The organism is Sediminibacillus massiliensis, assembly GCF_900156915.1.
Classification (GTDB): domain Bacteria; phylum Bacillota; class Bacilli; order Bacillales; family Amphibacillaceae; genus Sediminibacillus_A; species Sediminibacillus_A massiliensis.
This window is the reverse complement of sequence record NZ_LT732535.1, coordinates 3,107,290-3,134,045: the sequence shown is the minus strand read 5'-3', so window position 1 is coordinate 3,134,045 and position 26,756 is coordinate 3,107,290. Positions and strand designations below refer to the sequence as shown.

Here is a 26,756-nt window from a genome sequence, read left to right as displayed (position 1 = left end):
ATGGGAGGAATGGCCTCTTTGTTTAATCATATAAAATAGAGTTAACATCCTGTTCATCCAAGTAATCTTCGTACTTTTCATGAGCAGGCGCGACGCCGGAGAAATTCCCCTCCATATCTGCGGTCAGCATGTTTTCAATATCTTCTGCACCGCCTACCAGCTCATCTGAATTGAAAAACATATCTTCGTAATCCTTCTCTGTATCGTAAAAATCGGAAGGACTTTCAGAAGAACCATATTTAGCTACACGCTGCCAGGAATCCTCTGCATCGAAAATAGTCGACTCTTCTTCATCAATCTCGGTTTCCATCTCATTCACACTTGGATGGATTACATCTTCCTCCGCCGGCCTTGCAAAAGAAATATGCTTTTCTGCATGTTCCATACAACGGTTTGTCGTGGGCATTGCCAATAATCTTTCATACGGTATATCAGCATTGCATATTTCACATTTCCCGTATTGGCCGGATTCCATCAACTCAAGAGCCGTATTGATATCTTTCATTTCCCGTTCCGCATGCTCGTTAAGCGCGACGTCTTTTTCCCTTTCAAAAAGTTCTGAGCCGAGATCTCCTGGATGGTTATCATAATTCGATAATTCACTCATGGATTCTTTAACAAGCTCATAATGGAGCCCATAATGGTCTTCCAAATGGTCCTCGAGATGCTTTTTCCGCTCTGTCAGCATCTCCCTGCACTTTGATATTTGACTTGGGTTAAGCACTAATAATCGCCTCCTGACAATCATACTTCTGCCGGGCATTATTAGTATATCCTTTATTACTGAACCAACCGGATTAGATTTTGGAAATTAACCAGACCAAAACGGTTATCCCTCATAAACCATATCTACATGCGGGATACCATCATCCAAGTAAACACTTGATACTTTCCGAAAACCAAAACTTCCATAAAAGGAGCGAAGGTATTCCTGGCCTTGAATTTTTATCCGTGGTTCCCCCCATCCCTCTGTGATCGTACTGATGGATCGCTTCAAGAGTTCCTTGGCATAACCGCGATTTCTAAAGTCTTTATGCACAAGCACTCTCCCAATTGATGGGAGGGCGTAAACGGTGTTGCTCGGCAGGAGACGGGCATAGGCGATCACCTGGCTGTCCTTCTTTAACATTAAATGTTCGGATACCTGGTCATAATTGTCCAATTCATGGTAGGGACAAGACTGCTCTACCACGAAGACATCTATCCTTGTTTTGATTAGATTGTACAGTTCTTGTTTCGTTAATTCTTGATAAGTCTTCAATATCCACTCCATCTGTTTCTCCTCCTGATGGCCAAACGGCTTTTCTTTCATGATACAGGATGCAGAAGCGGTTGGAAATTCAGGCGCAAAGAAAGACAGCCTTTGTCAGGCTGTCCTTCTTTCTTACAAATCGTCAAAACCATTGTCGGTAAAGTTCACTTTTGTGTACTGTCTTGATTTTTGTTCAAAGAAATCCGATTTACCTAGATCCACTTCTTCATAGGCTTTAATCCAACGAAGCGGGTTTTTCGTTATCTCCGGATAGATTTTCTCATAACCAAGCTGCTTACAGCGTGTGTTCGCGTAAAATTTGATATAGTCCTCTACTTCCTGAAGAAGAATTCCGTCGATTTTGTTACCGATGATATGGCGGGCCCAGTCAATCTCTAGTTGAACAGCTTCCCTGAAGGTATCATAAACAAACTGTGTTAACTCTTCTGTATCATGGTCTGGGTATTCGTTCAAAACCTCTTTGTAAATACGGACGAAGAGATCTACATGCAGCTGCTCATCCCGGTTGATATAGTTGATCATCGTGGAAGTCGCGACCATCTTCTGGTTTCTGGCCAAATGATAAAAGAAAGCAAAGCCCGAATAGAAGAACAATCCTTCCAAAATGACATCAAACACTACCGACTTAAGCAGATTGTCGACAGTGGCATCTTCCGCAAATGCACGGTAACCATCGGTAATGAAGTCATTCCGTTTTTCAAGGATCGGTTCAGTCCGCCAGAATTCAAATACTTCATCCTGCTTCTGTTTAGAGACAAGGCTGGATAATACATAAGAATAGGAATGATTGTGAATGACCTCTTGCTGGGCAAGGATGATCATAAGCGCATTCAAGCTGGAGTCTGTTAAGTAATCCGCTACTTTGCCCGCATAATCCGTTTGGATACTGTCTAAAAGAGCCAACAAGCCGATTATTTTCAAAAAGGCGTCTTTTTCTTCATCTGGGAGGTTCGGATACTGCTTGATATCTTGGGACATATTAATTTCAAACGGTGTCCAGAAGTTTGCCAGCATCTTTTTGTATTTGGGATATGCCCAGGAAAACCGGACATCATCCCAGTTCAAGATATTGGAGCTTCTCCCATTTATGATTTTCGTTGAGTTGTTTGGTGCCGTTTTATCCATTATGTCTCGTTTGTTTAATGTGTATGCCATGTTATTTCCCCCTTTAACTTGAACAAGATTCACAGTCGACTAAATCGGATGAAGTGGAACGAAGATAATACGTCGTTTTCAACCTCGATTTCCAAGCATCCAAATGGAGATTCAACAGTTCTTTAGCCTGGATGGTATTCGGCACATACATATTGAATGACACACTTTGATCGACATGTTTCTGTCGTGCTGCCTGTTGTTTTATGCTCCAATGCTGGTCGATGAAATAAGCGGACTTATAGTACCAATTTGTTTTTGCGTTCAAATCAGGAGCAGTCACCGGAATCTTATAATCCTTTTTCTCCTCTGCATAATACTTCTGGAAAATTGGATCGATACTCGCAGTGCTTCCCGCAATAAGGGAAGTGGAAGAGTTAGGTGCCACCGCCATCAAATAACTGTTCCGGATGCCGTTTTCAGCAACTGCTTCTTTTAATTGATTCCAAGGCAGTTCCGAGTCTCCTTCGGTATAACCCTTGTTATCAAAGTAACGGCCGCTCTCCCAATCGGAACCGGCAAATGCCTCGCATGCTCCTTTTTCTTTCGCAAGCTCCATGCTGGATTGAATAGTCAAAAAGGCAATTTTTTCATAAAGCTTGTCCGCTAGTTCTACCGCTTCATCGCTTTCCCAGCGAACACCCTTTAAAGCAAGCAAGTGATGCCATCCAAATGTTCCAAGGCCCACGGCACGGTATTTCTGATTGGTAAGCTGTGCCTGTAAAACCGGAATAGTGTTCAAATCGATGACATTATCGAGCATACGCACCTGTATCGGAATCAATCGTTCCAGTATCCCTTCAGGAACAGCCTTTCCTAGTGAGATGGAAGACAGATTACAGACAACAAAGTCACCAGGCTGCTTGTTGACGATAATTTTCCCATCTACGGTAGATTGCTCTGTCACGATCGTCGGGCTCTGATTTTGCGTGATTTCTGTACAAAGATTGCTTGAATAAACCATGCCCAGATGACTGTTCGGATTATGCCGGTTAACTTCATCACGATAAAACATGAAAGGACCACCGGTCTCAAGCTGGCTTTTCAAGATGCGTTTCATGATTTCAATTGCCGGAACTTCTTCTTTGGTAAGATTGGGGTTGGAAACACATTCCCAATACCGTTCCCTGAACATTCCTTCACCGCGTTTTTCATCAAAGAAGTCTTCCAGGGAATAACCCATAACCGTCCTGATTTCATGGGGGTCAAACAAATACCAGCTCCCTCTGGCCTCCACCTGTTCCATGAACAAATCAGGAAGGCAGATCCCTGTAAATAAATCATGGGTACGATAACGTTCATCTCCATTATTCAATTTGGAATCCAAAAAGGAATAAATATCCTTGTGCCAAATATCAAGATAAGCACAGATAGCACCTTTTCGCTGTCCGAGCTGATCAACACTTACAGCTGTATTATTCAACTGCTTCATCCAGGGAAGCACACCGGAAGACGCACCGTTAAACCCTTTTATCGCACTTCCGCGGCTGCGGATTTTTCCAAGATAGACACCGATCCCCCCACCATTTTTAGATAGGTTGGCAATATCGGTATTGCTGTCGAAAATCCCTTGCAGACTGTCATCCACTGTATCAATAAAACAGCTGGAAAGTTGTCCATAACTTTTGCCTGCATTGGAAAGAGTCGGAGTGGCGACAGTCATGTACAAATTACTAAGCGCCCAATATGCTTCCTTTACAAGCTCTATCCGCTGACCTTTTGCTTCGTTTCTCATCAAAGTCATCGCGATAATCATAAACCGCTCTTGCGGAAGTTCAAACACCCGTCCTTCGTAATCTTTGGCTATATAACGATCAGCCAGGGTGCGCAAACCAATGTATGTAAATAACTGATCCTTTGCAGGGTCAATCGTCCTTCCCAATTCTATAATCTCTTCTGAACCATACGAATCCAGCAGAAAGGAATGATAAATGCCGATGGAAGTCAAATGTTCAATTAACCCTTTGAAATCTCCATATTTCAATTCGGCATTACTCCCTCTATTTAGAGCAGCCTCCTGATAAAGTGTTTCCAGATACAATGCAGATGCTACATATGTCCAGTCCGGGCTGTTTTCATCCAGATAGGCAAGTGCCTCCAAAATCAGTTGGTACACCCACTCTTGATCAGACAACCATGGTTTTTGTTCCAAGAGGTTCTCTCCATAGGCGACCAGTGATTTGATATCCAAATTGGAAAATTTCTTAACCAATTCATCCATCATACCGGCTTTCCAATTCTTTGCGGTGTGCTTTGTTTCTATCATTTTATCTCCTCCTCCGAATGAATCTCATTACACGGAAAATTGTTTGAAGGTACAAAAAAACCGCTCATGGCGACATGAGCGGACAGAAAACGACAGAAACAGGGAATAAATATCCCCTGTACGCTATCGTTTCTACTCCTCAATCCCCGAAGAAATGAAACTAAAACAAGCGACGGCAGGTCTACTGACTTATGCTTCCATCTACTCAAGCCCTTCCCGAATCAAGACCGTCAAGCCTTTGATTCAGTGGTATCGCTCTTTCGTCCACAATTACAGTTGCGGGGACAGTCCAGGAATCTCACCTGGTTCCCTTTCAAGACAAAGTTGTCACCTTCACTTGCATTCAATACTACATATAGTGTTTTTAAATTAATCCAATAACGATATATTGATTTCATATACACTTTATCATAAGAACCATCCGCATGCAAACCAAATAATCGTTATTTGCTCAAAAACTTTCCGACATGTATTTTTTCCCCGCGGATAAGTTTTTTCCCTTTTATCGGGCAGGAAAAAGCAGGTCTCTGTCGAATATTGTTGTACAAAGAACATGATAGAAAGGATGTTTCATTTGGCTATAACAACCACCTCGAAGATCGGATTTATCGGCACGGGCGTCATGGGGAAAAGCATGGCTCAAAATTTAATGAATGCAGGTTATTCATTAAATATTTTCACAAGGACGAAAGAAAAGGCACAGGAATTAGTCGATAATGGCGCAACCTGGTTCGATAAAATTTCCGATTTAGCTGCCAAATCCGAGGTAATTATCACCATGGTCGGTTATCCTCAAGATGTGGAGGAAGTTTATTTTGGAGAAGACGGCATTTTATCTTCCGCCAAACCGGGTTCTTATATAATCGACATGACTACCTCCAAACCTGCGTTGGCAGAGGCAATTGAAGAATCTGCAAAGAAAAAAGACATTGCTGCTCTGGATGCTCCCGTTTCCGGAGGCGACGTAGGGGCGAAAAACGGCACACTTGCAATCATGGCAGGCGGTGAACAAAAAGCTTTTGATCACGTGTTTCCCCTTTTGGAGGTGATGGGTGAAAATATCCTATTGCAAGGACCTGCTGGCGCAGGCCAACACACTAAAATGAGCAACCAGATAACCATCGCAAGTAATATGGTTGGTGTCTGTGAGGCAATCACCTATGCGGAAAAAGCTGGACTGAATCCGGCTCGGGTTCTAGAAAGCATCTCGACCGGTGCTGCGGGAAGCTGGTCACTCAGCAACCTCGCCCCAAGGATGATTGCCGGTGATTATGATCCTGGGTTCTATGTAAAGCACTTTATCAAAGACATGAAAATCGCGCTGGAGTCCGCCCGGGAAATTGGTTTGATGACACCGGGACTGGAGCTTTCTCTTTCTCTTTACCAAAAGCTTGCAGAAGAAGGGGAGGAAAACAGCGGTACCCATGCATTGATTAAATTGTTCAAGTAAAACCCGAAAAAAATGCCAAGTCCCAAAGGGCTTGGCTCAATTCTTTTTCATCTTTTCGATTTCATTCGAGACAACGAATGCAAGATCATCATTTCCGAACAACTGCAAGACACCGAGAACAGTCTGGTCGGGTATCGTTTCCGACTCTTCTTTTGGCACAATCAATTCCATCGTTTTGGATAATTCCGGATTCCTTGACTGATTGGGATATGCCCGCCGATATAACTCATCAGGATCTAAGTCGTTATTGACGCACCACTGCGCAAACACCAGGATCATCATATTTTCATCTTGTTGGTACTGCTCGATAATTCTTTTTTCCATTTCGTTCTGACTCACATTGACCCCTCCTTTTCCTTTTCAAACATAAACAGCCACATAAACGACAATGCCTGTTTCAATTCCACCAGCAAATTATTAATATTGCTTTCCTCTATCCCTTGTTTGTAAACGCCTTTTCCATCTATCAACTTCCAGCCTTTTTCTTTGGCGAGTTTTTGAAGTTCCCAAGGCATCATAGTATTACAAATGGCTTTTTCTCCATAAAGTCTTGGGTAACTATTTATTCTTGGCCCTGCAGTCGGGCCGAGCAGCCCAATGCAGATTTTTCCTCCATTTTTCACAACCCGGTCAAACTCCGCTATAGCTTGAATCGGCTCTTCTGTCCATTCTAGCGAATTAATGGCAATTATAGCATCTGTTGACTCCTGTGACACTGGTAGTTGAACAAGATCTGATTTCTTGAAAGTAAGCTGGTTTCGGTATGTATTCCGGGCTTTTTCGATCATCTCCGACGATAGGTCAAAACCGGTCACATTATAACCGCTCTTCATTAACTTGTAAGAACCATACCCATCTCCACAACCCGCATCAATTACACTGCTATGTTTGGGTACATGTTTTTCAAAAAATGGAACGATGGACTTCCTGCTTCCTGTTTCCCACATTTCTTTGCTTGAGTTTTTCCAGAAGGCGGAACGTTCATCCCATTGTTTCTCGGCTTCTTTATGCCAGTCAAAAGAATTTGCCATCAAGTTCATCTCCTTATCAGCATCTATCCAGTAACTCTTCCTCCAAACCTTGTCGAAGCACCTCTGATACTACCTGCTTTTTAAGTTTAACAGCTGAGAGGAACTGCGACATAGTGAAAATTCTACATTGTGAAGTTTTCATTCCTTCTGATGTTAGTTGAGTGCTAACCCAACGCTGCGGTAAAATACTCGCTTTCCACGGGGAACGCTTCAGCCTCCTCGCTGGCAAAAAGCGCCAACTGCGGTGTCTTCAGACTGTTCCTTTCCCGTAGGACTTTGAAAAGACCTCCTTGATATACACCGCACGCAGAAAATCGACCTTTATTTTCAAGGAGTCTCGCATTTTACCGCAGCTTGGAATGGCATTCTGTAATGGTAAGAGGAAATAACAGTTTGAAGCTTTATAAGAGATTTTGCTTTCTACCCAAAATGCAGAAAATCCCAAACAGCGTAGGCAGAACACGTAGACTGATATGAACGAAACTGTCAAGCCCCGTTCAGATAAATATACTTTTGGCCAGCTTCAAATAAAGAGTCTTTTTAGGCTCTTTTGATCTTTTGATTCTTACGTTTCCATCCATATTCTTGCTAGCGCTATTCCTTCTTCTTAGCTTGCCAACTACTTTTCAGATGACTGAAACCCTGCTAAAAGCTAAGAATGATGGAATTATGTACCTCCTTTTTTTACACGAAGGAGATAATTACACGGCACGAAGGCAAAAATCTCTGCTTCGATAAGCATACTGATATCCGTGGGTTTTCACATTTTATCTTTCCGTTAAAGGATCTGTCACGAACTCCTGGCGTGCGTTCACCTCTTAAGGCTAGCACAAGTCTACGTCGTGCGTTATCCTATACGGTTTTCTTCTTTGCCTTCGAGCCCTATACTTATTTCCTTTGGATTAACCCTTGCCTCAAAGGATGCATATTTTAATTCCAACTAAGTCGTCTGAACGTCACCATCGGCTTCACGCGATATCGCCCAAATAAACCCTGCTAATTCTCTGGCGACTGCCGCAATGGCTTTTCCACTCTCTTTTCCTCGGCCCAGTAGCCGGAAATACTTTTTATGCAAGCGGTTCTGAGCTTTCCACGAGACCCCCAGGACATTAGTCGGGTGTCCTTTTTGTCTTTTCTTCAGTTCCCCTTTGACTGCAGGCTGGTATCTATAACTCCATGCTGCTTCGATTAAAAGCCTCCGAACATGGCGATTCCCTGTTTTGGTGATTTCTCCTAAATTGCGTGTCAACCCACTGGAACTTTCGCTTGGCACAAGCCCGGTGTATGCCATGAATTGCTTAGGGGTTTGAAATCGACTGAACGATCCTACCTCAGCTACCAGACTGGTAGCTGTAATTAGGGCAATGCCTCTTAAGGTCATAAGCGTCTGAATCATGGGTGCATGGACGCTTTCTTTGGCTTGTTCCTCCATTTCACTTTCCAGTATCTTCAGTCGCTGCTGATACTCCTTCAATTGTTGTAAATATTCTTGGAAGGTTACACGGGAAGCGGAACGTTCAAATTTTAGACTGTCCAGCCAATCCCAATATTTAGCCGTCCATGTCCTGGTACCCTTAGGAGGATGGATTTCATTTCTGAGAAGAAATTTGGTTAGTCTATGTTTAGCCCTTAATTCATCTTCCTTTACATCCTCACGTGCTCTAACTAAATCACGGAGTGCTTCATCATTTTCTGTCGGGACGTAGATTGGCGTCAGTTCCCCGGCACGATAAAGGGTTGCCAATTTTATTGCATCCCGTTTATCTGTTTTTACGCGCTCACCTGGTTTTTGTGGGATTAACGACGGTGCGATTACCTCACATTCAATATCCATACTCTTCAGAAGGCGATAGAGCCCGTAACCGGTTGGGCCTGCTTCATAACACACTTGCAGAAGTTCTGGTTCACCTAGTTTTTTCATTAATTTTCTAATCGCTTCTACCGTATAGTCAATCATACCAACATATCTTGGCTTGGAACGTCCCTCATCAGCAACTGCGACTGCAATTTTGTCCTTTGATACGTCTAGACCAACGTATTTTGTGGTATCATCCATAGTACTAGCTCCTTTCGTAATTATAGCTCTGATTTGGCTATGGGTTTTGGGCTTGCTTTACTATACCCACTATGACCAAATTAACCTACGTTGTTACGATTAAGGGGCTAGTTTCGTTCATAATAACTCATGTGGGAACAGCACAGGACTTAGATGGGACGAGTAATCGCAGGCCCAAGTAATGCTTCGAAGCGAATCACCGCACGCAGAAAATGGCCTTGTATTTTCAAGGAGGCTGAGGTGCTGACCTCGGAAAGCGAGTATTTTTCCGCAGCGCTGGACTACTACTCAATCAGAAAAGGATAGAAGGAAGTCCCGTTAAGTGAAGTTAGTTAGTTCGCAGTCTATGTTTATTGTTCAATTAAAAAAACATATAAAAAAAGTGCATCCCATGATGAGATGCACTTTTGCCGTAATATCTATTACAAAGGAGTTACGTTAGCCGCTTGTGGGCCACGGTTGCCTTCAACGATTTCAAACTCAACTTCTTGACCTTCTTCAAGAGTCTTGAAGCCCTCTGTTTGAATAGCTGAGAAGTGAACGAACACGTCGTCTCCACCTTCACGCTCGATGAAACCAAATCCTTTGTCTGCGTTGAACCATTTTACTTTACCAGTCATATTAACGACCTCCTTACAATAGAGTAACAAAGTAATTGAACTAGATATTACCTTTACAACGCTTATTGTTAAAGAGATCGTAAAGAAATATACACTTTCAATTTCCTTTTGCTCTTCAACTTTACTACTTTTTCCAGAAAAATGCAAGTTGATAGTTAAAATATATTTTTTGGCACAAACTATATATTGATTTTGGAACTGCTTTTTTGTTACAATATATGCTTGCAAGAGACAGTGTACAAAATCCAACCTATGCACATTTATATCTTGCAAATATGAATTGATAGGTGGTAATAACATGGAAAATAAAGAAAAGTACCAGGTTTTATTGTACTACAACTATGTTCACATCGAAGATCCGGAACAATTTGCTTCCGAGCATCTCCGATTTTGTAAGGAACTGGGTTTAAAGGGCCGTGTCTTAGTCGCCAATGAAGGGATCAACGGCACCGTTTCCGGTACAGTAGAGCAGACGAATGAATATATGGAAACCATGCACAACGATCCTCGTTTTGCGGATATGGTTTTCAAAGTCGATGAAGCAGACGGCCATGCATTCAAGAAAATGCACGTACGTCCTCGTCCGGAGTTGGTCACGCTCAGACTTGAGGATGATGTCAATCCAAAAGAAACAACCGGTCAGTACCTTAGTCCAAAAGAATTTTATGAAGCAATGCAAGATGAAGATACAATCGTACTCGATGCGAGAAACGATTATGAATATGACCTTGGCCATTTCCGCGGAGCAATCCGCCCGGACATTGAAACGTTCCGGGAACTTCCGGAGTGGGTTCAGGAAAATAAAGAAAAGTTAGAAGGCAAAAAAGTCTTAACATATTGTACAGGCGGTATTCGCTGCGAGAAATTCTCCGGCTGGCTTAAAAAAGAAGGTTTTGAAGATGTAGGTCAGCTCCACGGCGGAATTGTGACTTACGGTAAAGACCCGGAAGTCCAGGGAGAACTATGGGATGGTCAACTATATGTTTTTGATGAGCGAATTGCCGTTCCGGTAAATCGCAAGGAACATGTAGTGGTTGGAAAAGACTATTTCGACGGACAACCATGCGAACGCTATGTTAATTGTGCAGACCCTGATTGCAACAGACAAATGCTGTGTTCTGAAGAAAACGAACACAAATATATGCGCGGCTGCTCCCATGAATGCCGGGTTTCTCCGCGTAACATGTATGTACAAGAGCACAACCTTTCACAAGAAGAAGTGGAAGCCCGCTTAAAACGAATTGAAGAAGAAGATGGCGTTCCGAACGCCTAAACAGAGACGGCCAATAATCATTGGCCGTCTTTTCTTTTGACCAAACTGTTCCTATTTGCTATGTTCTCTTTAACTAGGAGGGGATAGTATGAGTGTTCATCAATTTAGCGCGACCACAATCAACGGGGAAAAAAAGTTATTAGCAGAATACAAAGGCAAGGTTTTACTTATCGTCAATACCGCAAGTAATTGCGGGTTCACCCCGCAATATGAGGGGCTTCAAAACCTATATAAGACATATAAAGAAGAAGGATTCGAAATTCTGGGATTTCCAAGCAACCAGTTCATGAATCAGGAACCGGGCACGGAGGAAGAAATTCAGGATTTCTGTCAAATCAATTACGGCGTCAGTTTTCCCATGTTCAGAAAAACGGACGTAAAGGGAAAATCTGCCCATCCACTTTTCAAACACCTTACTACCGAAGCTCCAGGCGCACTCACCAAACAAATCAAGTGGAACTTCACCAAATTTCTGATCGATCGGGATGGCAATGTGATTGCAAGATATTCTCCCCAGACGAAGCCAGAGTCAATTGAAAAAGACATCGAAAAGGCACTGGCAACATAAAACAACGATTATCCGATCACCCCATGTCTTAGAGAGAAATGATGATTCCCACCAAATCACTACTGGTTTCCATACATCATAAAAAAGGCTGGCCTACTGGCCAGCCTTTAATCTGCATCAATGTCTTTTCTTGATTTGGTTTTTTCCCTGTTGGCTTTTTCGTCTTTCTCCACTTCGTCCATCGGAAAGTCTTCCGCCGGTTCAGCAAATGTATCTCGTTCTTCTTGCTTCTCTCTTGTTTCTTTGAATTTTCGGTCGTTTTTTTGATCAGGAAGCAAGCTGCCGCGTTCTTTTTCAGATTTACCCACTTATAACATCCTCCTTTTGAATCGAACATGTTATAAGTATCTTTCCCTTTTCTCAAGAAAAGGCAAACCTGATTTTAATTTAATACGCCTTGGCCCAATACACTAGTTTATCTGCTTCCTTTCCACAGCAAATGCAACGTTCAGCGACTTTCTCCTGTTCGAATGGCAGACACCGGGAAGTCGCGCCTGTTTCTTCTTTTATTTTGTCTTCACAAGCAACATCTCCGCACCACATTGCTTTGATGAAACCTGGATTTGTTTCCAGGCTGCTTGCAAACTCTTCCATTGTTTTGGCAGTCGTTGTTTTCTCTTCTCTGTGTTTTCTTGCCTTTTCCAGTAACTGGTTCTGGATATCTTCAAGCAGTTCGGGGATGGCCGTTTCCAGCTCCTCCATTGGTACGAAGCTCTTTTCACCTGTATCCCTTCTAGCAAGAACGACATGCCCTTTCTCAATATCTTTCGGACCAACTTCCAGGCGTAAAGGGATTCCTTTCATTTCATACTCATTGAACTTCCAGCCGGGCATCTTGTCACTTGCATCAATATCAACCCTGGCCACCTTGTTTAATCGATCCTTAAGTTCGTACGCCTTATCAAGGACACCTTCCTTGTGCTGTGCGACAGGAACGATCATCACCTGTTTAGGAGCTATCCGCGGCGGCACTACCAATCCGCGGTCATCTCCATGTACCATGATCATTGCTCCGATTGATCTAGTTGTAAATCCCCATGATGTTTGATGGACAGGTTGGAGCTCACCCTCTTCATCGCTGAAACGGATATCGAATGCTTCCGCGAAACCAGTGCCCAAATGATGGGAAGTGCCGGCCTGCAGTGCTTTTCCATCGTGCATCAAGCTTTCAATAGTCAAGGTATATTTTGCTCCTGCGAACTTTTCTTTGTCCGTTTTGGTACCCATGAGAACTGGAATGGCCATGTAATCCTCAAAAACACTTGCATATACCTCGAGCATTTGCTTCGTTTCCTGTCCGGCATCCTCATCGGTAGCGTGGCATGTATGACCTTCCTGCCATAAAAATTCCAATGACCGCAAAAATGGACGTGTCGTCTTTTCCCAACGGACGACATTGCTCCATTGATTATAAAGTTTTGGCAGATCCCGGTAGGAGTGGATGATTTTGGAGTAATGTTCAGCGAACAACACTTCGGAAGTCGGCCTGACAACCAATCGTTCCTGCAGTTCTTCATCACCACCGTGTGTCACCCATGCCACCTCCGGAGCAAACCCTTCGATATGGTCCTTTTCCTTTTGGAGCATGCTTTCTGGAATGAATAGAGGAAAGTACATATTTTCATGACCCGTGTCTTTGATTTTCCCATCAAGAATATCACGGACATTCTCCCAGATGGCGTATCCGTAAGGCCGGATGATCATAGATCCTCTTACTGGGCCATAATCAACAAGGTCTGCTTGTTTCACCACGTCTGTGTACCACTGACCAAAATCTTCTTCCATCGAGGTTATCTTTTCAACGAATTGTTTATTTTTCTTACCCATATACAGTCACCTGTTTCTTTTGTAGTATTTGCTATTGATAAAAACCTAAAAATAATAAAAAAACCCCGCTCCCATGAAAGGGACCGAGGTCTGGTGGTACCACCCTTGTTTACAGTTTTCACTGCACACTTGATTTGGATAACGGCAGTAACCGCAGCAGTCTTCGTTCGACGCTGTGCTCCAAGGCAGGTTCTAATCAGGCTGCTGGGAGTTCTCACCTACCACTCCCTCTCTGAAAACAGACCAGGATTATACTAATCCTCTTCAACGCATACTATATATTTTCGCAAGTTAAATTTTATTTTACTATAATTATTTACATACCCAATGTCAAGCGAGTGCTAAAAGTCCTGGCAATTTGATATGATATAGGCAGCAATACAGGACAACTTTTCAAACAACTCACAAAGGCGGGATATACAATGAAGCCAACTGCATTAATCACAGGTGCTTCCGGTGGTATTGGATATGAAATGGCAAAATGGTTTTCCAAAGCAGGCTATGAGCTGATTCTAGTAGCGAGGTCTAAAGAAAAATTGTTCGAGATCAAAGAGGAATTAGGGCTTGATGATGTATTCGTCATTCCTCAAGACTTATCTTATGCAGGTGCTGCTTCTGATTTGTTCGAAAAAGTTCGCTACCATGGCAAGACAGTCGAAGTTTTGGTAAATAACGCCGGTTTCGGTGCCGGTGGTGATTTTATTACAACCGAGTTCGATAAAACCCAGCAGCTGCTGCAACTAAACATTCAAACTTTGACGGAATTGTGCCACCTTTTTCTCCCTGATATGCTGCACTCTCCTTTTAAAGGAGTTCCGACAGGCATTTTGAATATAGCAAGTATTGCTGCTTACCTGCCCGGACCGAAAATGGCGACATATCATGCATCCAAGGCTTATGTGTTAAGCTTTTCCGAAGCATTGGCAGAAGAACTGGAAGATAGTCCGATCACGATAAGTGTGCTTTGTCCTGGTCCGACCTCCACAAATTTCTTTCAAAACGCCCAAGTGGATCATGCAACAATCGAGAAGAACAGCCAAACACCGGAAGAAGTCGCTGTCTCCGGATTCAATGGATTTATAAAAGGGAAACGAGTGATCTTTCCTGGTCTTATGTACAACGCCGCGCCTCTTGTTTTGAAACTAGTATCACGAAGGCTGGCAGCAAAACTAACTAAAAAGTTCTACAGCAATGACTAGTCAGCTGCCCTCTCCCCAACAAAAAAGGCTGCCGGAAAAATAGCCGGCAAGCCTTTTTTTTAAAGTGACTTCATTAAGTTAGACATTTCGATAGCGGACACTGCTGCTTCGGCTCCCTTGTTTCCAGCTTTTGTTCCGGCCCGTTCAATTGCCTGCTCGATTGTATCCGTTGTAAGAACACCGAAAATAACCGGTAGATTCTGATCCATCGAAACACTCGCAACGCCTTTAGACACTTCACTGCTGACATAGTCAAAATGGGGCGTAGAACCTCTGATAACGGTACCTAATGCAATAACAGCGTCATATTTTCCGGAGGCCGCCATCTTTTTTGTAACTAACGGTATTTCAAAAGCTCCCGGCACCCACGCAATCGATACATCTTCTTCTTTAACTCCATGTCTTCTCAATGCATCTTGGGCGCCGCTTAACAGCTTGTTTGTAATGAATTCATTGAATCTTCCTACGACGATGCCGATTTTCAAATCTGTTCCAACTAAGTTGCCTTCATAAATATTACCCACTGTTTTTACCTCCTAGATCCCCTGTCACAGGGGTTTCCATTAATTATTATAATTGAATAAGTGATTTAATTTAGACTGCTTCGTACGCAAATATTTTTCATTATTTTTATTTGCTTCCATTTGGATTGGTTCTCTGGCCATAACTTCCAAGCCATAATCGTTCAATCCGGATATTTTTCTCGGGTTGTTCGTTAATAAGTGCAGCTTTTGGACACCGAGATCTTTGAGCATCTGAGCACTGACGGCATAGTCTCTTAAATCAGCCGGGAACCCAAGTTGATGGTTGGCCTCCACAGTGTCAAAGCCTTGTTCCTGGAGTTTATACGCCTTGAGCTTGTTCAGCAGTCCAATGCCCCGGCCTTCTTGTCTCATATAAATCAAGACCCCTTTCCCCGCCTTCTGAATCTGTTTCAAAGCAGTTTCGAGCTGGGGACCGCAGTCGCAGCGATGGGAACCGAATACATCCCCTGTTAAGCACTCGGAGTGGATTCTTACCAGAACCGGTTCACCCGGAGTGATTTCTCCTGTATGAAGTGCCAAATGCTCTTTTCCAGTAAACTTCTCTGTATAAGCAGTTAGTTTGAAATCTCCATACTCTGTCGGCAGGTTGATCTCAATTTCTTTATTGATAAGCTTGTCTTCCACTTTCCGGTAGGCCACTAAATCTTGAATAGTAATCAATGACAAACCATTCTTCTCTGCAATTTCCTCCAATTCCGGAAGCCTTGCCATCGTGCCGTCTTCTTTCATTATTTCGCAAATGACCCCTACCGGCTGTGATCCGGCCAAACGGGCTAGATCGACGGCTGCCTCGGTATGGCCGGGCCGTTCCAATACTCCTGCTTCTTTGGCAACCAGCGGAAATACATGGCCGGGCCTTTTGAAATCTACCGCTTCTGTTTCATCATCTAGAAATTTCTGTATGGTAAGAGCCCGTTCATATGCACTGATACCTGTATCGGTTGTTTTGTAATCTACACTTACAGTGAAAGCCGTACGGTGGGAATCTGTATTGTTTGCAACCATGGAATTCAACTCGAATCTCTTGGCAGTCTCTTCGTCCATCGGGGTGCAAATCAACCCACGCCCTTCCTTCGCCATGAAGTTTATAGCTTCCGGTGTAGCATGTTCTGCAAGAATGACAAAGTCACCTTCATTTTCCCTGTTTTCATCGTCCACCACAATGACCATTTTACCTGCCTTTAGCTCTTCTACAGCTTTTGCAATTGTCTGGAACATCGGCTGTCCTCCTAATCTAAAAAACCATTTTGTCTTAAAGTGTCTGTAGTAATCTTGGAACCCGGCCTGCTATCCTGTTGGTTATATTTTGCAGATAACAAACGATCCATATACTTCGCCAGCATATCGTATTCGATGTTGACTGAATCCCCTTCTTTTTTGGCAGAGAGAATCGTCGCTCTTTGCGTTTCCGGAATCAAGGAAATCGTAAAACCATCCTCGCTTACACCGAATACTGTCAGTGAAGTCCCATCTACCGAGATAGAACCTTTCTCTGTGACATAGGGAAGGCCTTCTTTTGGTATTTCAATATATATATAAAGAGCATTAGCATCCTGCCATGTCCTTGCAATTTTTCCAAGTGTGTCAACATGTCCGGAAACAAAATGGCCGCCAAAGCGGTCAGCCGCCCGCATTGCCCGTTCCAGATTTACGAGCGTGCCTGCAGTCACCTCGGCCAGTGAGGAAGTCCGATATGTTTCCGGAATGACGTCTACAGAAAACCAGCCTTGGCCGAATGCTGTTACGGTAAGGCAGACTCCATTAACCGAAATACTGTCACCGATCGAAGCATCCGAAACAACGACAGAGCCTTCGATGGTCAAGGTCAACGACTCTCTGTTTCGCTTGATGGTAGTTATTTTCCCTTTTTCTTCCACTATACCCGTAAACAATTACACTTCCTCCTTATTATCCGGATAGGCTGTGACCTTTATATCAGGACCGAGCTGTTCCATGCTTTCGATGATTAAATCCGCTGCATCTCCCATAAACTCAGGGGTCCTTCCTCCTACAGCTGAATAACTGTTCAGACCTCCCAACAGCTTTGGAGCAATATACCAATGGCATTCATCGAACAGCCTCCGCTCTATGAAAGAACCATGGATTCCCATTCCACCTTCTACATAAAGCGACTGAATCTGCTGGCGGCCAAGCAGCGACAATACATCTTCCAAATCAATCACCGACGTGTCCAGCTGCCAGACAGTTACATGCTTCCTCCGGAACTTCTCCTGACTCTTGTCGGCATTCGAACCGCAAATGAGCCATGTTTCCGCTTCGTCTGATTGCAGCAATTTGCTGTCTTCCGGGATTTTCAATTGAGTATCCAGTACAACTCGAATAGGATGTTTCCCGCCTTGGGGCAGTCGGGCCGTCAACATGGGGTCATCTTTCAAAACCGTATTTATACCGACCAGGATCGCATCATGCAGGTCGCGTTGAATATGGACATCATGCCGGGACTCCTCGGAAGTGATCCATTTGCTGTCTCCGCTTCCTGCAGCGGTTTTTCCATCAAGGGTCATTGCAGCTTTCAATGTCACGTACGGCCTGTTGCTCTGTATGAATCGAAAGAACTTGCGATTCAGCTTCTTTGCCCTTGCTTCCATCACACCTGTTTCTACTTCGATTCCAGCTGACCGAAGCTTCTCGACTCCGCGCCCGGCTACTTCCGGATTGGGGTCAAGGCAGGCAACATATACCTTTCGCAATTTATAATCGATTATTAAATCAGCACAGGGCGGTGTTTTGCCGTGATGGGAGCATGGCTCGAGCGTCACGTACATTTCCGCACCTTCTGCCTGTTTTCCTGCTTGGTTCAAAGCATGGACTTCCGCGTGTTCCGTCCCTGCTTTTAAATGGCTTCCCATGCCGATAATCCGGCCATCTTTTACTACAACGGCTCCGACAGAAGGATTCGGACTTGTTTGCCCAATGGTTGCTTCAGCTGCCTGCAGGGCAATTTCCATATATTTTTGTTTGGACATGTTCCACCCTCCTTTCGCACATTGCTTTTTCACATTCTTTGCGTTCTTTCCAGAACAGTTGTTTTATAATAAGTCCCTTTTTCGCACACATCATTGGCACCCCGGTTACTCGCCGTCAGAACAAAATGGCCTTTGCGCTCCACAGTAGAGGAGAACTGCGACATAGTGGCGATTCTATTCTTTGAAGCTTATTCTTGTTCTGATTTTAGTTAAGCTTATGTACTCGCTGCGGCAGAACACTTCGCTGTTAGATTTTTTCTGAATTTTGGTTAGGGAATATCCCATGTTAAACAAATTTAGGACCACTTCCCACTTGTTCAGAAGTTCTATCCAAAGCGAAGGGAGCAAAGGAGCCCACCCAAGTAGTACCCTGGCTGAAGCGTTCCCCACGGAAAGCGAGTATTTTTCCGCAGCGCTGGACTACCCTATCAATCCGAAAAGAATGGAAGGAAGCCAGAACAGGTTATGTCGCAGTTTATGGTTTTGGCACACTTGGTTCAATGTCTAATGGAAAAATAAAAAACCCCGGTAAATGCTACCGGGGCTGTTGGTTATTATCTCATAGTTAAATAAACGTATTGAATACGTTCATCTATCCCTTTTCCCATCCAGACTATAACTGTCGGCTTTGGAATTTCACCAAATCCACCGCTGCCAGATGCAGCGGGTCACGGACTGAGGGATTCATCGTTCTCCCATCACCGCCGGTCGGGAATTACACCCTGCCCCAAAGGAATACCTTATTCGATTACGGTTATCATATCATCTTTTTTGTAAAAATGCATTCAATTGACTCTGCCAGTCGAAAAATCTGCCACTCCCCATTTCGACTGGGGAGTGGCAGATATAACTTTGACCTAATTTTGTTTTACCGTTTTTTCCGTTTCCACATCGGCATCTTCTCCGATGATCTTCACTTCCCGTTCCAGGTTGACTCCGAACTTTTCTTTCACTGTCCGTTGAACCAATTCGATAACGGAAATATACTCTGTTGCCGTTGCATTGTTTTTATTAACGATGAAACCGGCGTGCTTTGTGGAAACTTCGGCGCCGCCGACCCCTTTGCCCTGCAAGTCGCTGTCCTGGATCAATTTACCTGCAAAATAGCCAGGCGGACGTTTAAATACGCTGCCGCAAGAAGGATATTCCAATGGCTGCTTAGATTCCCGTTTATAAGTCAAATCATCCATGACCGCTTTGATGTCCTCATATTTCCCGGGTTTTAAGTCGAACCTTGCTTCCAATACAATGTATCCTTTGTCCGGAATGTTGCTTGTGCGATAATCGAGGTCCAAATCAGAAGCAGACAAGGTAAGCAGTTCTCCATCTCGATCTACGACAACCGCCTCTGAAAGAACATCCTTGATTTCTCCGCCATATGCACCAGCGTTCATAAACAAAGCACCACCGACAGTGCCCGGGATGCCACAGGCAAACTCCAGTCCAGCCAATTCTTCTTCCAACGCTTTTCGGGAAACTTCAATAATCGCTGCGCCGCTTTGGGCAATAACTGTGTTGCCTTGCGTATATATGTCTTGAAACTTTTTCTGATTCATAACGATACCGCGGATTCCGCCATCTTTGACGATCATATTCGAACCGTTCCCAAGCAAAGTAAACGGGACACCTTCCCTTTTAGCAAGCTTTACCAGTTCCTGGACCTCTTCAAAAGTTTCCGGAGTTACAAGAATATCGGCTTTACCGCCCAGTCTTGTATAAGTATGGTGTTTAAGCAGTTCGTCTACCATGACGTTTTCTTCTGCTGTAATCATTCGTATTTGATTATAAATGTGATGGTAATTTACCATGAAATCATTCCTTTTAATTGATTGCAATTGTAAGTTTATCAGCCATATTCCGATTCATACATCAAGTGAAACATTCAATCAGCCGGTGGTTTGCTCTTTCCCCACTTCTTTTAGTAGGGAGAGCTCCATCGGGATAAGTTAGATTATATCAGGAATGAAGAAGAAACCACAACTTCATTTTGCCGACAAATAAGGATGGAAATGGCTATACACTTTTTATAATAATAATATGTGTGCTGGAATACTGGTGTGCCTGTCATCCGTTATACCGATTTGAGACCATTAGGTATTTTTCCCAATTAAAGAACAGTCAAACACGGCAGTAAAGTAATGAATATTATACAGAAAATTTAGATTTTGATATATTAATAGATAAATACTTTATACTTACTTTTAATCTTTCAAAAGGAAGTGGTTGGATTGGCTATTTATTATTCTGAAGGGATAGGCATGGGTGATTTTCTCAAGGAAAACCGTGCTTTATTTGAAGAAAAACTGTTGAGTGAAGCTGTTAATGTCCGAGATAAAATCGAAGAAATTCGTGTCATCGGAAATATAAACCTATTAAAAAATGCCCAAAAACTGGTTCTTCACGTAGTAGATGAAGAAAAAGAGGAGTTGGTGGCTTTCGCTCAACAGGAAGGGATCGCATGGGCAAAGTTTTCCCTTACGCTTGCATTTAAGCTAGAATGGGTCCAGGCCATCCGGAGGACGCTTTGGCACTTCCTCTATGAATATGACAAGTTGAGTGAAAGACCGGTGGACAGGATCGCTTTTTATGACTTGGAAAGCAAAATAAATGAGCAAATTGATGAATTCCTTAACAACTTTTTCATTAGTTATTCCAGGTATAAAGACGACCTTATTGAATCCCAGCGACAAATGGTAGAAAAGTTGTCTGTCCCTATCATTCCAATTTCTTCAAGCATCTGCATTCTTCCATTAATTGGTTCCATCGACGCATATCGTTCAGAAATAATAGAAGAGAAAATACTACTGGAAATCGGAAAGCTTCGCATCCAGACATTAATCATCGACCTTTCAGGAATCGTCGAAATAGAAACTGAAGTAATGCAGGAGTTTCTGAATGTGCTGGATGGCATTTCCATGATGGGATGTAAACCAGTCATTACCGGCATCCGCTCGGAGGTCGCCAGGAACTTGATTCAAAACGGGGTTTCTTTTGAACAAAAAGCCGTTACCAGCGGAACCTTGGAACAAGCCTTAAATCTTTATGCATTCCCAGATCCAACAGAAAAGGTATAAAAAACACAAATAGCAGAAAAGAAGCAAAGACCCCTTATAGCCAGGTCTTTGCTTCTTTTTTTCTCAACCCATTAATGCTGCCATTAATGCCTTTTGCGCATGGAGTCTGTTTTCAGATTGTTGATAGATGACTGATTGTTTTCCGTCAATTATCTCGGCCGTCACTTCTTCGCCTCTATGTGCAGGAAGACAATGCATGAAAACTGCGTCTTTCCGCGCAAGGGAATACAGGCCTTTGTTCACCTGAAATCCGGCGAAAGCTCTTTCCCTTATCTTCTGTTCATTCTCCTGTCCCATACTTGCCCATACATCTGTATAAATAACATCGGCTTGTTGAACAGCGACTTCGGGTTCTTCTGTTATGTTCACTTTGCCGCCGTGATATTTGGCAATCGACTTGGCTGTCTCTGTAATGCCGGCATCTGGTTGATACCCTTCTGGAGCAGCAATATGGATTTCCATTCCCATGGTTGCCCCGCCAAGCATCAAAGAATGCGCCATATTGTTTCCATCGCCTATATAAGCTAGTTTCACTCCACGCAGACTGCCCTTTGTCTCTCTGATCGTTTGGAGATCAGCTAAAACCTGGCATGGATGGTACGTGTCTGTCAAACCGTTGATGACCGGAATACTTGCTTTGGCAGCCAGTTCTTCCACCACCGACTGTGAATACGTGCGAATCATGATGCCGTCCAAATAACCGGAGAGGACTTGGGCTGTGTCAGCAACAGGTTCCCCTCTGCCTATTTGAATATCATTGGTACTTAGAAAAAGTCCAGTGCCACCGAGTTGATAGATTCCCACTTCAAAAGAGACACGTGTTCTGGTAGAAGATTTTTCAAAAATCATTCCGAGCGTTTTGCCTTTTAACGGCTGTTCCAGCTTTCCGGCTTTTTGTTGTTTTTTCAGATAGTCCGCAAGTTCCAGCAAATAAATCAATTCATCTTTGCTGTAATCTGCCAGTGTAAGAAAATCCCGTCCCCGGAGCTGCTGCTGGTAATCAATCTCTTTTGTATTTAATTCCATCAAAACACACGCTCCTTCTCTTTATTCAACCCTTCATTTTCTTTCAGGTAGTCATTTATTGCACGGGGCTTTTCTTTCACCTGTATGGATGCTTTCAGATAGGCTTGAAAAGTCTCGAGCGAAGAAAGACAAGGAATGTCGGTTTTCAAGGCCGCTTCTCTTAACTGGACATGTTCGTCTCTTACACCACTTTGCCCGGTATCGCAGACAAGCTGGAATCGATTATCCAGGCATGCTTCCTCCGCTTCTTCCATACTCATTATCTCTGTCACAGGAATACCGTTTCTCTTCAGTAAAGAAGCCGTTTCCTTATCGGCAGCAATTTTGATGGCAATCTCTGAAAACAGCTGTACGAGTTCATTCGGCAGAACGGAATCTTCGTTCCAATTCAGATAAACGCTGTTTGCCGATGGTGAAACGTCCAGCAGGCTTTTTTCTTTCCAGCCAAAAGCTTTTGCCATAGCTGCTTCGACGGTTGATCCCAATCCAATTGCTTCGCCGGTCGACTTCATTTCAGGCCCTAAAAATGGATCCACCCCAGGCAGTTTGTTTGTCGAGAAGACAGGCATTTTCACAGCATAGTAAGAAACATCGTCATGCAATCCTGTCTGCCAATCCATACTTGCCAAAGCCTCCCCCATCTGAACTTTCGTAGCCAGGTCGATCAATGGGACGCCGGTTACTTTACTGGCAATCGGCACTGTTCTGGAGGCACGCGGATTTACTTCCAGCACATAGATTTCTTGTTTGTCTTCACTTAAGACGAACTGGATATTCATGATTCCTTTGACATTCAGTTCCTGAGATATCTGGCGTGTATAAGTCTCTATTACTTGCTTTTGATGATTGGTAAGACTCGGCGCAGGAAAGACAGCAATACTATCTCCCGAATGGACACCGGCTTTTTCCACATGTTCGAAAATGCCCGGTATAAGCACGTCTTTCCCGTCACAAACAGCATCTACTTCCACTTCATATCCGCTAATGAACCGGTCAATCAATAATGGGAATATGCGCGAACCTGGTGCATCCTTTTTCAAGTTTTCAAGATAATTTACCAACTGTGACTCGTTGTGTAAAATGACCATCCCTCTCCCGCCGATCACGTAGGAAGGTCTGACCAATACAGGATAGCCGATTGTATCGGCAACCTGAACAGCATCCTTGCCATCCATGACTGTCTCACCAGGGATGTGTGGAATCTTAAGCTTTTTGAGCAGCTGGTAAAATTGCTCTCTGTCCTCGACTGCTTCAATCGAAGCTAAGGAAGTGCCGCATATTTCTACGCCATTTTCCTTCAATCCCTCCGCCAGGTTTATTGCTGTCTGGCCCCCGAATTGTACCAGGGCGCCATCTGCCTGCTCTTTCTCTATGACATGAAGGACATCCTCTTCGGTTAACGGCTCGAAATACAGGTGGTCTGCTGTGTTGAAATCCGTACTTACCGTCTCCGGATTATTGTTTATTACAATTGCTTTTATATTCTGCTCCTTTAATGACATTGCTGCATGTACAGAGCAGTAATCAAATTCTACACCTTGGCCGATACGGATAGGACCTGAGCCCAGGACAACCATCTTTCGTCCGTCCTCTAAAGGATCCACTTCGTCTATTTCATTCCAGGTACTGTAGAAATAGGGAGTGTCCGCAGAGAATTCCGCCGCACAAGTATCAACCATTTTAAATGAAGGGATAAGGGACCATCCGGCAAGTTTTTCTCTGACTTCCTTTGCAGTCACTTTAAACAAAGAAGCGAGAAGCCGATCAGAAAATCCTAATAATTTCGCCTTATTTAAATTGGCAGGACTCACATCATCCCAGCCCTCCTGTTCAAGTTCTTGCTCCAATTCAATCATCCGCTTCATTTCATGCAAGAAAAATTTATTGATTTCTGTCAAACCATGTAGCTGTTCGACTGAATAATTACGGCGCATGGCTTCTGCCAAGATGAACAGTCTTTCATCTGTCGCGGTTATTAATCCCTCTTCCAATTCCGCATCGGTCCACTCAGCAAGACCAGGCATATGAAGGTATTCCAAGCCTATTTCAAGCGACCGGACCGCTTTATTCAAAGCTGATGGAAAGTTTCTTGCAAGGGACATTACTTCACCAGTTGCTTTCATCTGGGTCCCGAGAGACCTGTCGGCAAATGTAAATTTGTCAAATGGCCAACGCGGAATCTTTAAAGCGAGGTAATCGATGGCAGGTTCAAAGCTTGCGTAAGTGTCGCCTGTTATCGGGTTGATCACCTCATCTAAATGGTAGCCCATGGCTAGTTTGGCCGCTATCCGGGCAATCGGATAGCCTGTAGCTTTTGAAGCCAATGCACTGGAACGGCTTACTCTTGGATTAACTTCAATGATGACATATTCATCGCTTTCCGGGTTTAAGGCTAACTGAATATTACAGCCACCGATAACTCCAAGTTCACGAATCACTTTACACGAAGTACTGCGCAGCATTTGATACTGTCTGTCGTTCAACGTTTGTGAAGGAGCAACTACAATGCTATCACCTGTATGGACTCCTACCGGATCGATATTTTCCATGTTACAGACGATGATGCAAGTATCGTTGGCATCCCGCATCACTTCATACTCCAGTTCCTTCCAGCCCTTTACACTTTGCTCAATCAGCACCTGACTGATCGGGCTGGCGTGAAGGCCGTTTTTCACAATTTGGATGAGCTCTTTCTCATTATTGGCGATACCGCCGCCTGCACCGCCAAGTGTATAGGCTGGTCTGATTATGATCGGATAACCTACTGATGCAGCGAACCGGACTGCTTCATCCACCGAATTCGTCGACACACTTTCGGGAACCGGTTCATCTATGGAGCGCATCATCGATTTGAAAATCTCCCGGTCTTCCCCCTTTTGAATGGTTTCTAAAGGCGTGCCAAGCAATTCAACATTATGTTTGTCCAAGACTCCTGCTTCGGACAAGGAAACAGCAAGATTCAGACCAGTCTGTCCTCCGAGAGTTGGAAGGAGGCCATCCGGCTTCTCCAATTCGATAATTTCCGTCAGCGTTTCCAAGGTCAAAGGTTCCATGTACACTTTGTCTGCAATGTTCTGATCGGTCATGATGGTAGCCGGATTGTTGTTGACTAAAACAACCTCCACTCCTTCTTCCTTCAAAGCGAGGCATGCCTGGGTTCCAGCATAGTCGAACTCAGCTGCCTGACCGATTACGATGGGTCCAGATCCGATGACTAGGACTTTTTTGATGTGGGATAATTTAGGCATGTTGTTTCTCTCCCTTGTCTGGTATCTTATCGACGAATTCCTGGAACACACTGAAGGTATCGATAGGACCCGGATGAGCCTCCGGATGAAATTGGACAGTCATTACAGGCAAGCTGCGATGAACAAGGCCTTCGACAGATCGGTCATTTACATTGATATGGGAAACTTCCCAGTCTTTTGTCTCAACAGAATCAGTATCCACCACATATCCATGGTTTTGAGAAGTGACCCATACTTTGCCAGACTTCAATTCTTTTACCGGATGATTGCTGCCCCGGTGGCCATATGGAAGACGTTTTGTTTTAGCTCCATATGCAAGAGCCACAAGCTGATGGCCGAGACAAATTCCAAGGGTAGGATACGTTTCTGTCAACTCTCTGATGTCTTGTGCAAGATAGTCCAAGTACTGAGGATCTCCAGGACCGTTTGATAAGACAATTCCGTCCGGTGCGAGGCTGTGGATTTTATCTGGTTTTGTATTATAAGGAACAACGGTTACGTCACACCCCAATTCTACCAGCGTATGGGTGATGGAATGTTTATAGCCATAGTCAAAAACAACCACATGAGGTTTGTTTATGCTCTGATAGGCAAAATTAACTTTTGATGTGATAGGTGTGATTTTACTTACCGAAACCTTATGGACAATGTCCGGATCTACCATTGCATTTTCCGGGACATCATCCTTGCGAGAGGAAAGTTTCCCGTAAACTTCTCCATGTTCGCGGATTATTCGCGTCAGTGCCCTTGTATCTATTCCGTATAGAGTAGGAATGTTATATTTGTCTACCATATCAGTCAAAGTAAAACTAGATTGATAGTGTTCCGGTGTATGACAAGGGTGCGAGATAATCAAACCGGATAAAGAGGGCTTGAAGCTTTCCTTATCTTTTTCATTAAAACCATAGTTTCCGATCAGAGGATAGGTCATCGTAACAATCTGTCCGGCATATGACGGATCTGTCATCACTTCCTGGTATCCAGTCATCGCCGTATTAAATACCAATTCTCCTTCTGTGGCTTTGACCTCGCCAAGCCATTTCCCTTCCAATACATCCCCCGTGCTCAAGACGAGGTAGCCTGTTTTTTCATCCAATGTCTTCACTCCTCTGGGCCAAGCATTAATATTAATGTATAAAAAGTTATAAATATTCATCGCTT

Annotated in this window: 23 protein-coding genes, 2 riboswitches and 1 other annotated feature; of the genes, 5 read left to right on the top strand and 18 right to left on the bottom strand. The window is 43.7% G+C overall.

Annotated features, from left to right (window positions below; genetic code table 11):
- Positions 1-22: 22 nt before the first annotated feature.
- The 4 genes from CZ434_RS16360 to CZ434_RS16345 all read right to left on the bottom strand — a co-directional run bounded on the left by CZ434_RS16360 (position 23) and on the right by CZ434_RS16345 (position 4,691).
- A complete protein-coding gene (locus CZ434_RS16360; protein WP_077624132.1) occupies positions 23-724 on the bottom strand; it encodes a TraR/DksA C4-type zinc finger protein in 702 nt (233 codons plus the stop codon).
- Between the two features lie 105 nt (positions 725-829).
- On the bottom strand, positions 830-1,273 hold the full coding sequence (locus CZ434_RS16355) for a GNAT family N-acetyltransferase (RefSeq protein ID WP_077624131.1): 444 nt from the start codon (positions 1,271-1,273) through the stop codon (positions 830-832).
- A gap of 111 nt (positions 1,274-1,384) precedes the next feature.
- A complete protein-coding gene (locus CZ434_RS16350; protein WP_077624130.1) occupies positions 1,385-2,428 on the bottom strand; it encodes a ribonucleotide-diphosphate reductase subunit beta in 1,044 nt (347 codons plus the stop codon).
- Positions 2,429-2,441: 13 nt separating this feature from the next.
- Complete coding sequence (locus tag CZ434_RS16345) at positions 2,442-4,691, bottom strand: ribonucleoside-diphosphate reductase subunit alpha (protein WP_077624129.1); 2,250 nt, start codon at positions 4,689-4,691, stop codon at positions 2,442-2,444.
- A 157-nt stretch (positions 4,692-4,848) separates the two neighbouring features.
- Positions 4,849-5,041: riboswitch (cobalamin riboswitch) on the bottom strand.
- 224 nt (positions 5,042-5,265) lie between these two features.
- On the opposite strand from CZ434_RS16345, the gene CZ434_RS16340 reads away from it, so the two are divergent.
- Positions 5,266-6,141 carry an NAD(P)-dependent oxidoreductase gene (locus CZ434_RS16340; RefSeq protein ID WP_281252281.1) on the top strand — a complete coding sequence of 292 codons (876 nt, stop codon included), beginning with the start codon at positions 5,266-5,268 and terminating at the stop codon, positions 6,139-6,141.
- A gap of 36 nt (positions 6,142-6,177) precedes the next feature.
- Here CZ434_RS16340 and CZ434_RS16335 read toward each other — a convergent pair whose 3' ends face one another.
- From CZ434_RS16335 to CZ434_RS16320, 4 genes are all read right to left on the bottom strand, one after another.
- Positions 6,178-6,480 (bottom strand): hypothetical protein, encoded by a 303-nt coding sequence (locus CZ434_RS16335; protein ID WP_077624127.1) that lies wholly within the window; start codon positions 6,478-6,480, stop codon positions 6,178-6,180.
- Complete coding sequence (locus tag CZ434_RS16330; protein ID WP_077624126.1) at positions 6,477-7,172, bottom strand: class I SAM-dependent methyltransferase; 696 nt, start codon at positions 7,170-7,172, stop codon at positions 6,477-6,479. Before CZ434_RS16330 ends, CZ434_RS16335 begins: the two co-directional genes overlap by 4 nt.
- Before the next feature lie 940 nt (positions 7,173-8,112).
- Positions 8,113-9,228, bottom strand: coding sequence for an IS110 family RNA-guided transposase (locus CZ434_RS16325; protein WP_077621189.1), 1,116 nt, complete (start codon positions 9,226-9,228; stop codon positions 8,113-8,115).
- 422 nt (positions 9,229-9,650) lie between these two features.
- Positions 9,651-9,848, bottom strand: a complete 198-nt coding sequence (locus CZ434_RS16320; protein WP_077624125.1) for a cold shock domain-containing protein — start codon at positions 9,846-9,848, stop codon at positions 9,651-9,653.
- A gap of 298 nt (positions 9,849-10,146) precedes the next feature.
- On the opposite strand from CZ434_RS16320, the gene trhO reads away from it, so the two are divergent.
- A complete protein-coding gene (gene trhO, locus CZ434_RS16315) occupies positions 10,147-11,121 on the top strand; it encodes an oxygen-dependent tRNA uridine(34) hydroxylase TrhO (RefSeq protein WP_077624124.1) in 975 nt (324 codons plus the stop codon).
- An 88-nt stretch (positions 11,122-11,209) separates the two neighbouring features.
- Positions 11,210-11,689: a glutathione peroxidase gene (locus CZ434_RS16310; RefSeq protein WP_077624123.1), complete on the top strand. Its 480-nt coding sequence runs from the start codon at positions 11,210-11,212 to the stop codon at positions 11,687-11,689.
- 107 nt (positions 11,690-11,796) lie between these two features.
- Here the strand turns inward: CZ434_RS16310 and CZ434_RS16305 are convergent, their stop codons facing one another.
- Both CZ434_RS16305 and proS read right to left on the bottom strand, forming a co-directional pair.
- The gene (locus CZ434_RS16305) at positions 11,797-11,997 is read right to left on the bottom strand and encodes a hypothetical protein (protein ID WP_077624122.1); all 201 of its coding nucleotides are present in this window, start codon (positions 11,995-11,997) and stop codon (positions 11,797-11,799) included.
- A gap of 79 nt (positions 11,998-12,076) precedes the next feature.
- Entirely contained in the window at positions 12,077-13,516 is a 1,440-nt protein-coding gene (gene proS / locus CZ434_RS16300; RefSeq protein ID WP_077624121.1) for a proline--tRNA ligase, read from the bottom strand.
- Between the two features lie 75 nt (positions 13,517-13,591).
- Positions 13,592-13,793 (bottom strand) — a binding site (T-box leader).
- Positions 13,794-13,938: 145 nt separating this feature from the next.
- Here proS and CZ434_RS16295 point away from each other — a divergent pair.
- Positions 13,939-14,715 carry an SDR family NAD(P)-dependent oxidoreductase gene (locus CZ434_RS16295; RefSeq protein WP_077624120.1) on the top strand — a complete coding sequence of 259 codons (777 nt, stop codon included), beginning with the start codon at positions 13,939-13,941 and terminating at the stop codon, positions 14,713-14,715.
- 59 nt (positions 14,716-14,774) lie between these two features.
- On the opposite strand, the gene ribH is transcribed toward CZ434_RS16295, so the two are convergent.
- From ribH to murB, 5 genes are all read right to left on the bottom strand, one after another.
- On the bottom strand, positions 14,775-15,239 hold the full coding sequence (ribH, locus tag CZ434_RS16290) for a 6,7-dimethyl-8-ribityllumazine synthase (RefSeq protein WP_077624119.1): 465 nt from the start codon (positions 15,237-15,239) through the stop codon (positions 14,775-14,777).
- 39 nt (positions 15,240-15,278) lie between these two features.
- Positions 15,279-16,478: a bifunctional 3,4-dihydroxy-2-butanone-4-phosphate synthase/GTP cyclohydrolase II gene (locus tag CZ434_RS16285; RefSeq protein WP_077624118.1), complete on the bottom strand. Its 1,200-nt coding sequence runs from the start codon at positions 16,476-16,478 to the stop codon at positions 15,279-15,281.
- A gap of 11 nt (positions 16,479-16,489) precedes the next feature.
- On the bottom strand, positions 16,490-17,152 hold the full coding sequence (ribE, locus tag CZ434_RS16280; RefSeq protein WP_077624117.1) for a riboflavin synthase: 663 nt from the start codon (positions 17,150-17,152) through the stop codon (positions 16,490-16,492).
- Positions 17,153-18,247 (bottom strand): bifunctional diaminohydroxyphosphoribosylaminopyrimidine deaminase/5-amino-6-(5-phosphoribosylamino)uracil reductase RibD, encoded by a 1,095-nt coding sequence (gene ribD, locus CZ434_RS16275; protein ID WP_077624116.1) that lies wholly within the window; start codon positions 18,245-18,247, stop codon positions 17,153-17,155. It lies immediately after the preceding gene.
- A gap of 592 nt (positions 18,248-18,839) precedes the next feature.
- Positions 18,840-18,986, bottom strand: a riboswitch (FMN riboswitch).
- A 118-nt stretch (positions 18,987-19,104) separates the two neighbouring features.
- Positions 19,105-20,055 (bottom strand): UDP-N-acetylmuramate dehydrogenase, encoded by a 951-nt coding sequence (gene murB / locus CZ434_RS16270; RefSeq protein ID WP_077624115.1) that lies wholly within the window; start codon positions 20,053-20,055, stop codon positions 19,105-19,107.
- A 420-nt stretch (positions 20,056-20,475) separates the two neighbouring features.
- On the opposite strand from murB, the gene CZ434_RS16265 reads away from it, so the two are divergent.
- Positions 20,476-21,321 carry an STAS domain-containing protein gene (locus CZ434_RS16265; RefSeq protein WP_425442063.1) on the top strand — a complete coding sequence of 282 codons (846 nt, stop codon included), beginning with the start codon at positions 20,476-20,478 and terminating at the stop codon, positions 21,319-21,321.
- 63 nt (positions 21,322-21,384) lie between these two features.
- Here the strand turns inward: CZ434_RS16265 and argF are convergent, their stop codons facing one another.
- Genes argF through CZ434_RS16250 form a run of 3 tightly spaced genes read right to left on the bottom strand, consistent with a single transcriptional unit; the run spans position 21,385 to position 26,691 of the window.
- Positions 21,385-22,347, bottom strand: a complete 963-nt coding sequence (gene argF / locus CZ434_RS16260) for an ornithine carbamoyltransferase (protein ID WP_077624114.1) — start codon at positions 22,345-22,347, stop codon at positions 21,385-21,387.
- Positions 22,347-25,595 carry a carbamoyl-phosphate synthase (glutamine-hydrolyzing) large subunit gene (gene carB / locus CZ434_RS16255; RefSeq protein WP_077624113.1) on the bottom strand — a complete coding sequence of 1,083 codons (3,249 nt, stop codon included), beginning with the start codon at positions 25,593-25,595 and terminating at the stop codon, positions 22,347-22,349. Before carB ends, argF begins: the two co-directional genes overlap by 1 nt.
- Positions 25,588-26,691, bottom strand: a complete 1,104-nt coding sequence (locus CZ434_RS16250; RefSeq protein WP_245831011.1) for a carbamoyl phosphate synthase small subunit — start codon at positions 26,689-26,691, stop codon at positions 25,588-25,590. Before CZ434_RS16250 ends, carB begins: the two co-directional genes overlap by 8 nt.
- Positions 26,692-26,756: the final 65 nt, after the last annotated feature.

Excerpts from the sequence above, each read along its gene's own strand:
- CZ434_RS16355 (WP_077624131.1), bottom strand. The coding sequence starts at position 1,273 with ATGGAGTGGATATTGAAGACTTATCAAGAATTAACGAAACAAGAACTG.
- CZ434_RS16350 (WP_077624130.1), bottom strand. The coding sequence starts at position 2,428 with ATGGCATACACATTAAACAAACGAGACATAATGGATAAAACGGCACCA.
- CZ434_RS16345 (WP_077624129.1), bottom strand. The coding sequence starts at position 4,691 with ATGATAGAAACAAAGCACACCGCAAAGAATTGGAAAGCCGGTATGATG.
- CZ434_RS16330 (WP_077624126.1), bottom strand. The coding sequence starts at position 7,172 with ATGGCAAATTCTTTTGACTGGCATAAAGAAGCCGAGAAACAATGGGAT.
- CZ434_RS16325 (WP_077621189.1), bottom strand. The coding sequence starts at position 9,228 with ATGGATGATACCACAAAATACGTTGGTCTAGACGTATCAAAGGACAAA.
- CZ434_RS16320 (WP_077624125.1), bottom strand. The coding sequence starts at position 9,848 with ATGACTGGTAAAGTAAAATGGTTCAACGCAGACAAAGGATTTGGTTTC.
- trhO (WP_077624124.1), top strand. The coding sequence starts at position 10,147 with ATGGAAAATAAAGAAAAGTACCAGGTTTTATTGTACTACAACTATGTT.
- CZ434_RS16310 (WP_077624123.1), top strand. The coding sequence starts at position 11,210 with ATGAGTGTTCATCAATTTAGCGCGACCACAATCAACGGGGAAAAAAAG.
- proS (WP_077624121.1), bottom strand. The coding sequence starts at position 13,516 with ATGGGTAAGAAAAATAAACAATTCGTTGAAAAGATAACCTCGATGGAA.
- CZ434_RS16295 (WP_077624120.1), top strand. The coding sequence starts at position 13,939 with ATGAAGCCAACTGCATTAATCACAGGTGCTTCCGGTGGTATTGGATAT.
- CZ434_RS16285 (WP_077624118.1), bottom strand. The coding sequence starts at position 16,478 with ATGTTCCAGACAATTGCAAAAGCTGTAGAAGAGCTAAAGGCAGGTAAA.
- ribD (WP_077624116.1), bottom strand. The coding sequence starts at position 18,247 with ATGTCCAAACAAAAATATATGGAAATTGCCCTGCAGGCAGCTGAAGCA.
- murB (WP_077624115.1), bottom strand. The coding sequence starts at position 20,055 with ATGGTAAATTACCATCACATTTATAATCAAATACGAATGATTACAGCA.
- argF (WP_077624114.1), bottom strand. The coding sequence starts at position 22,347 with ATGGAATTAAATACAAAAGAGATTGATTACCAGCAGCAGCTCCGGGGA.
- carB (WP_077624113.1), bottom strand. The coding sequence starts at position 25,595 with ATGCCTAAATTATCCCACATCAAAAAAGTCCTAGTCATCGGATCTGGA.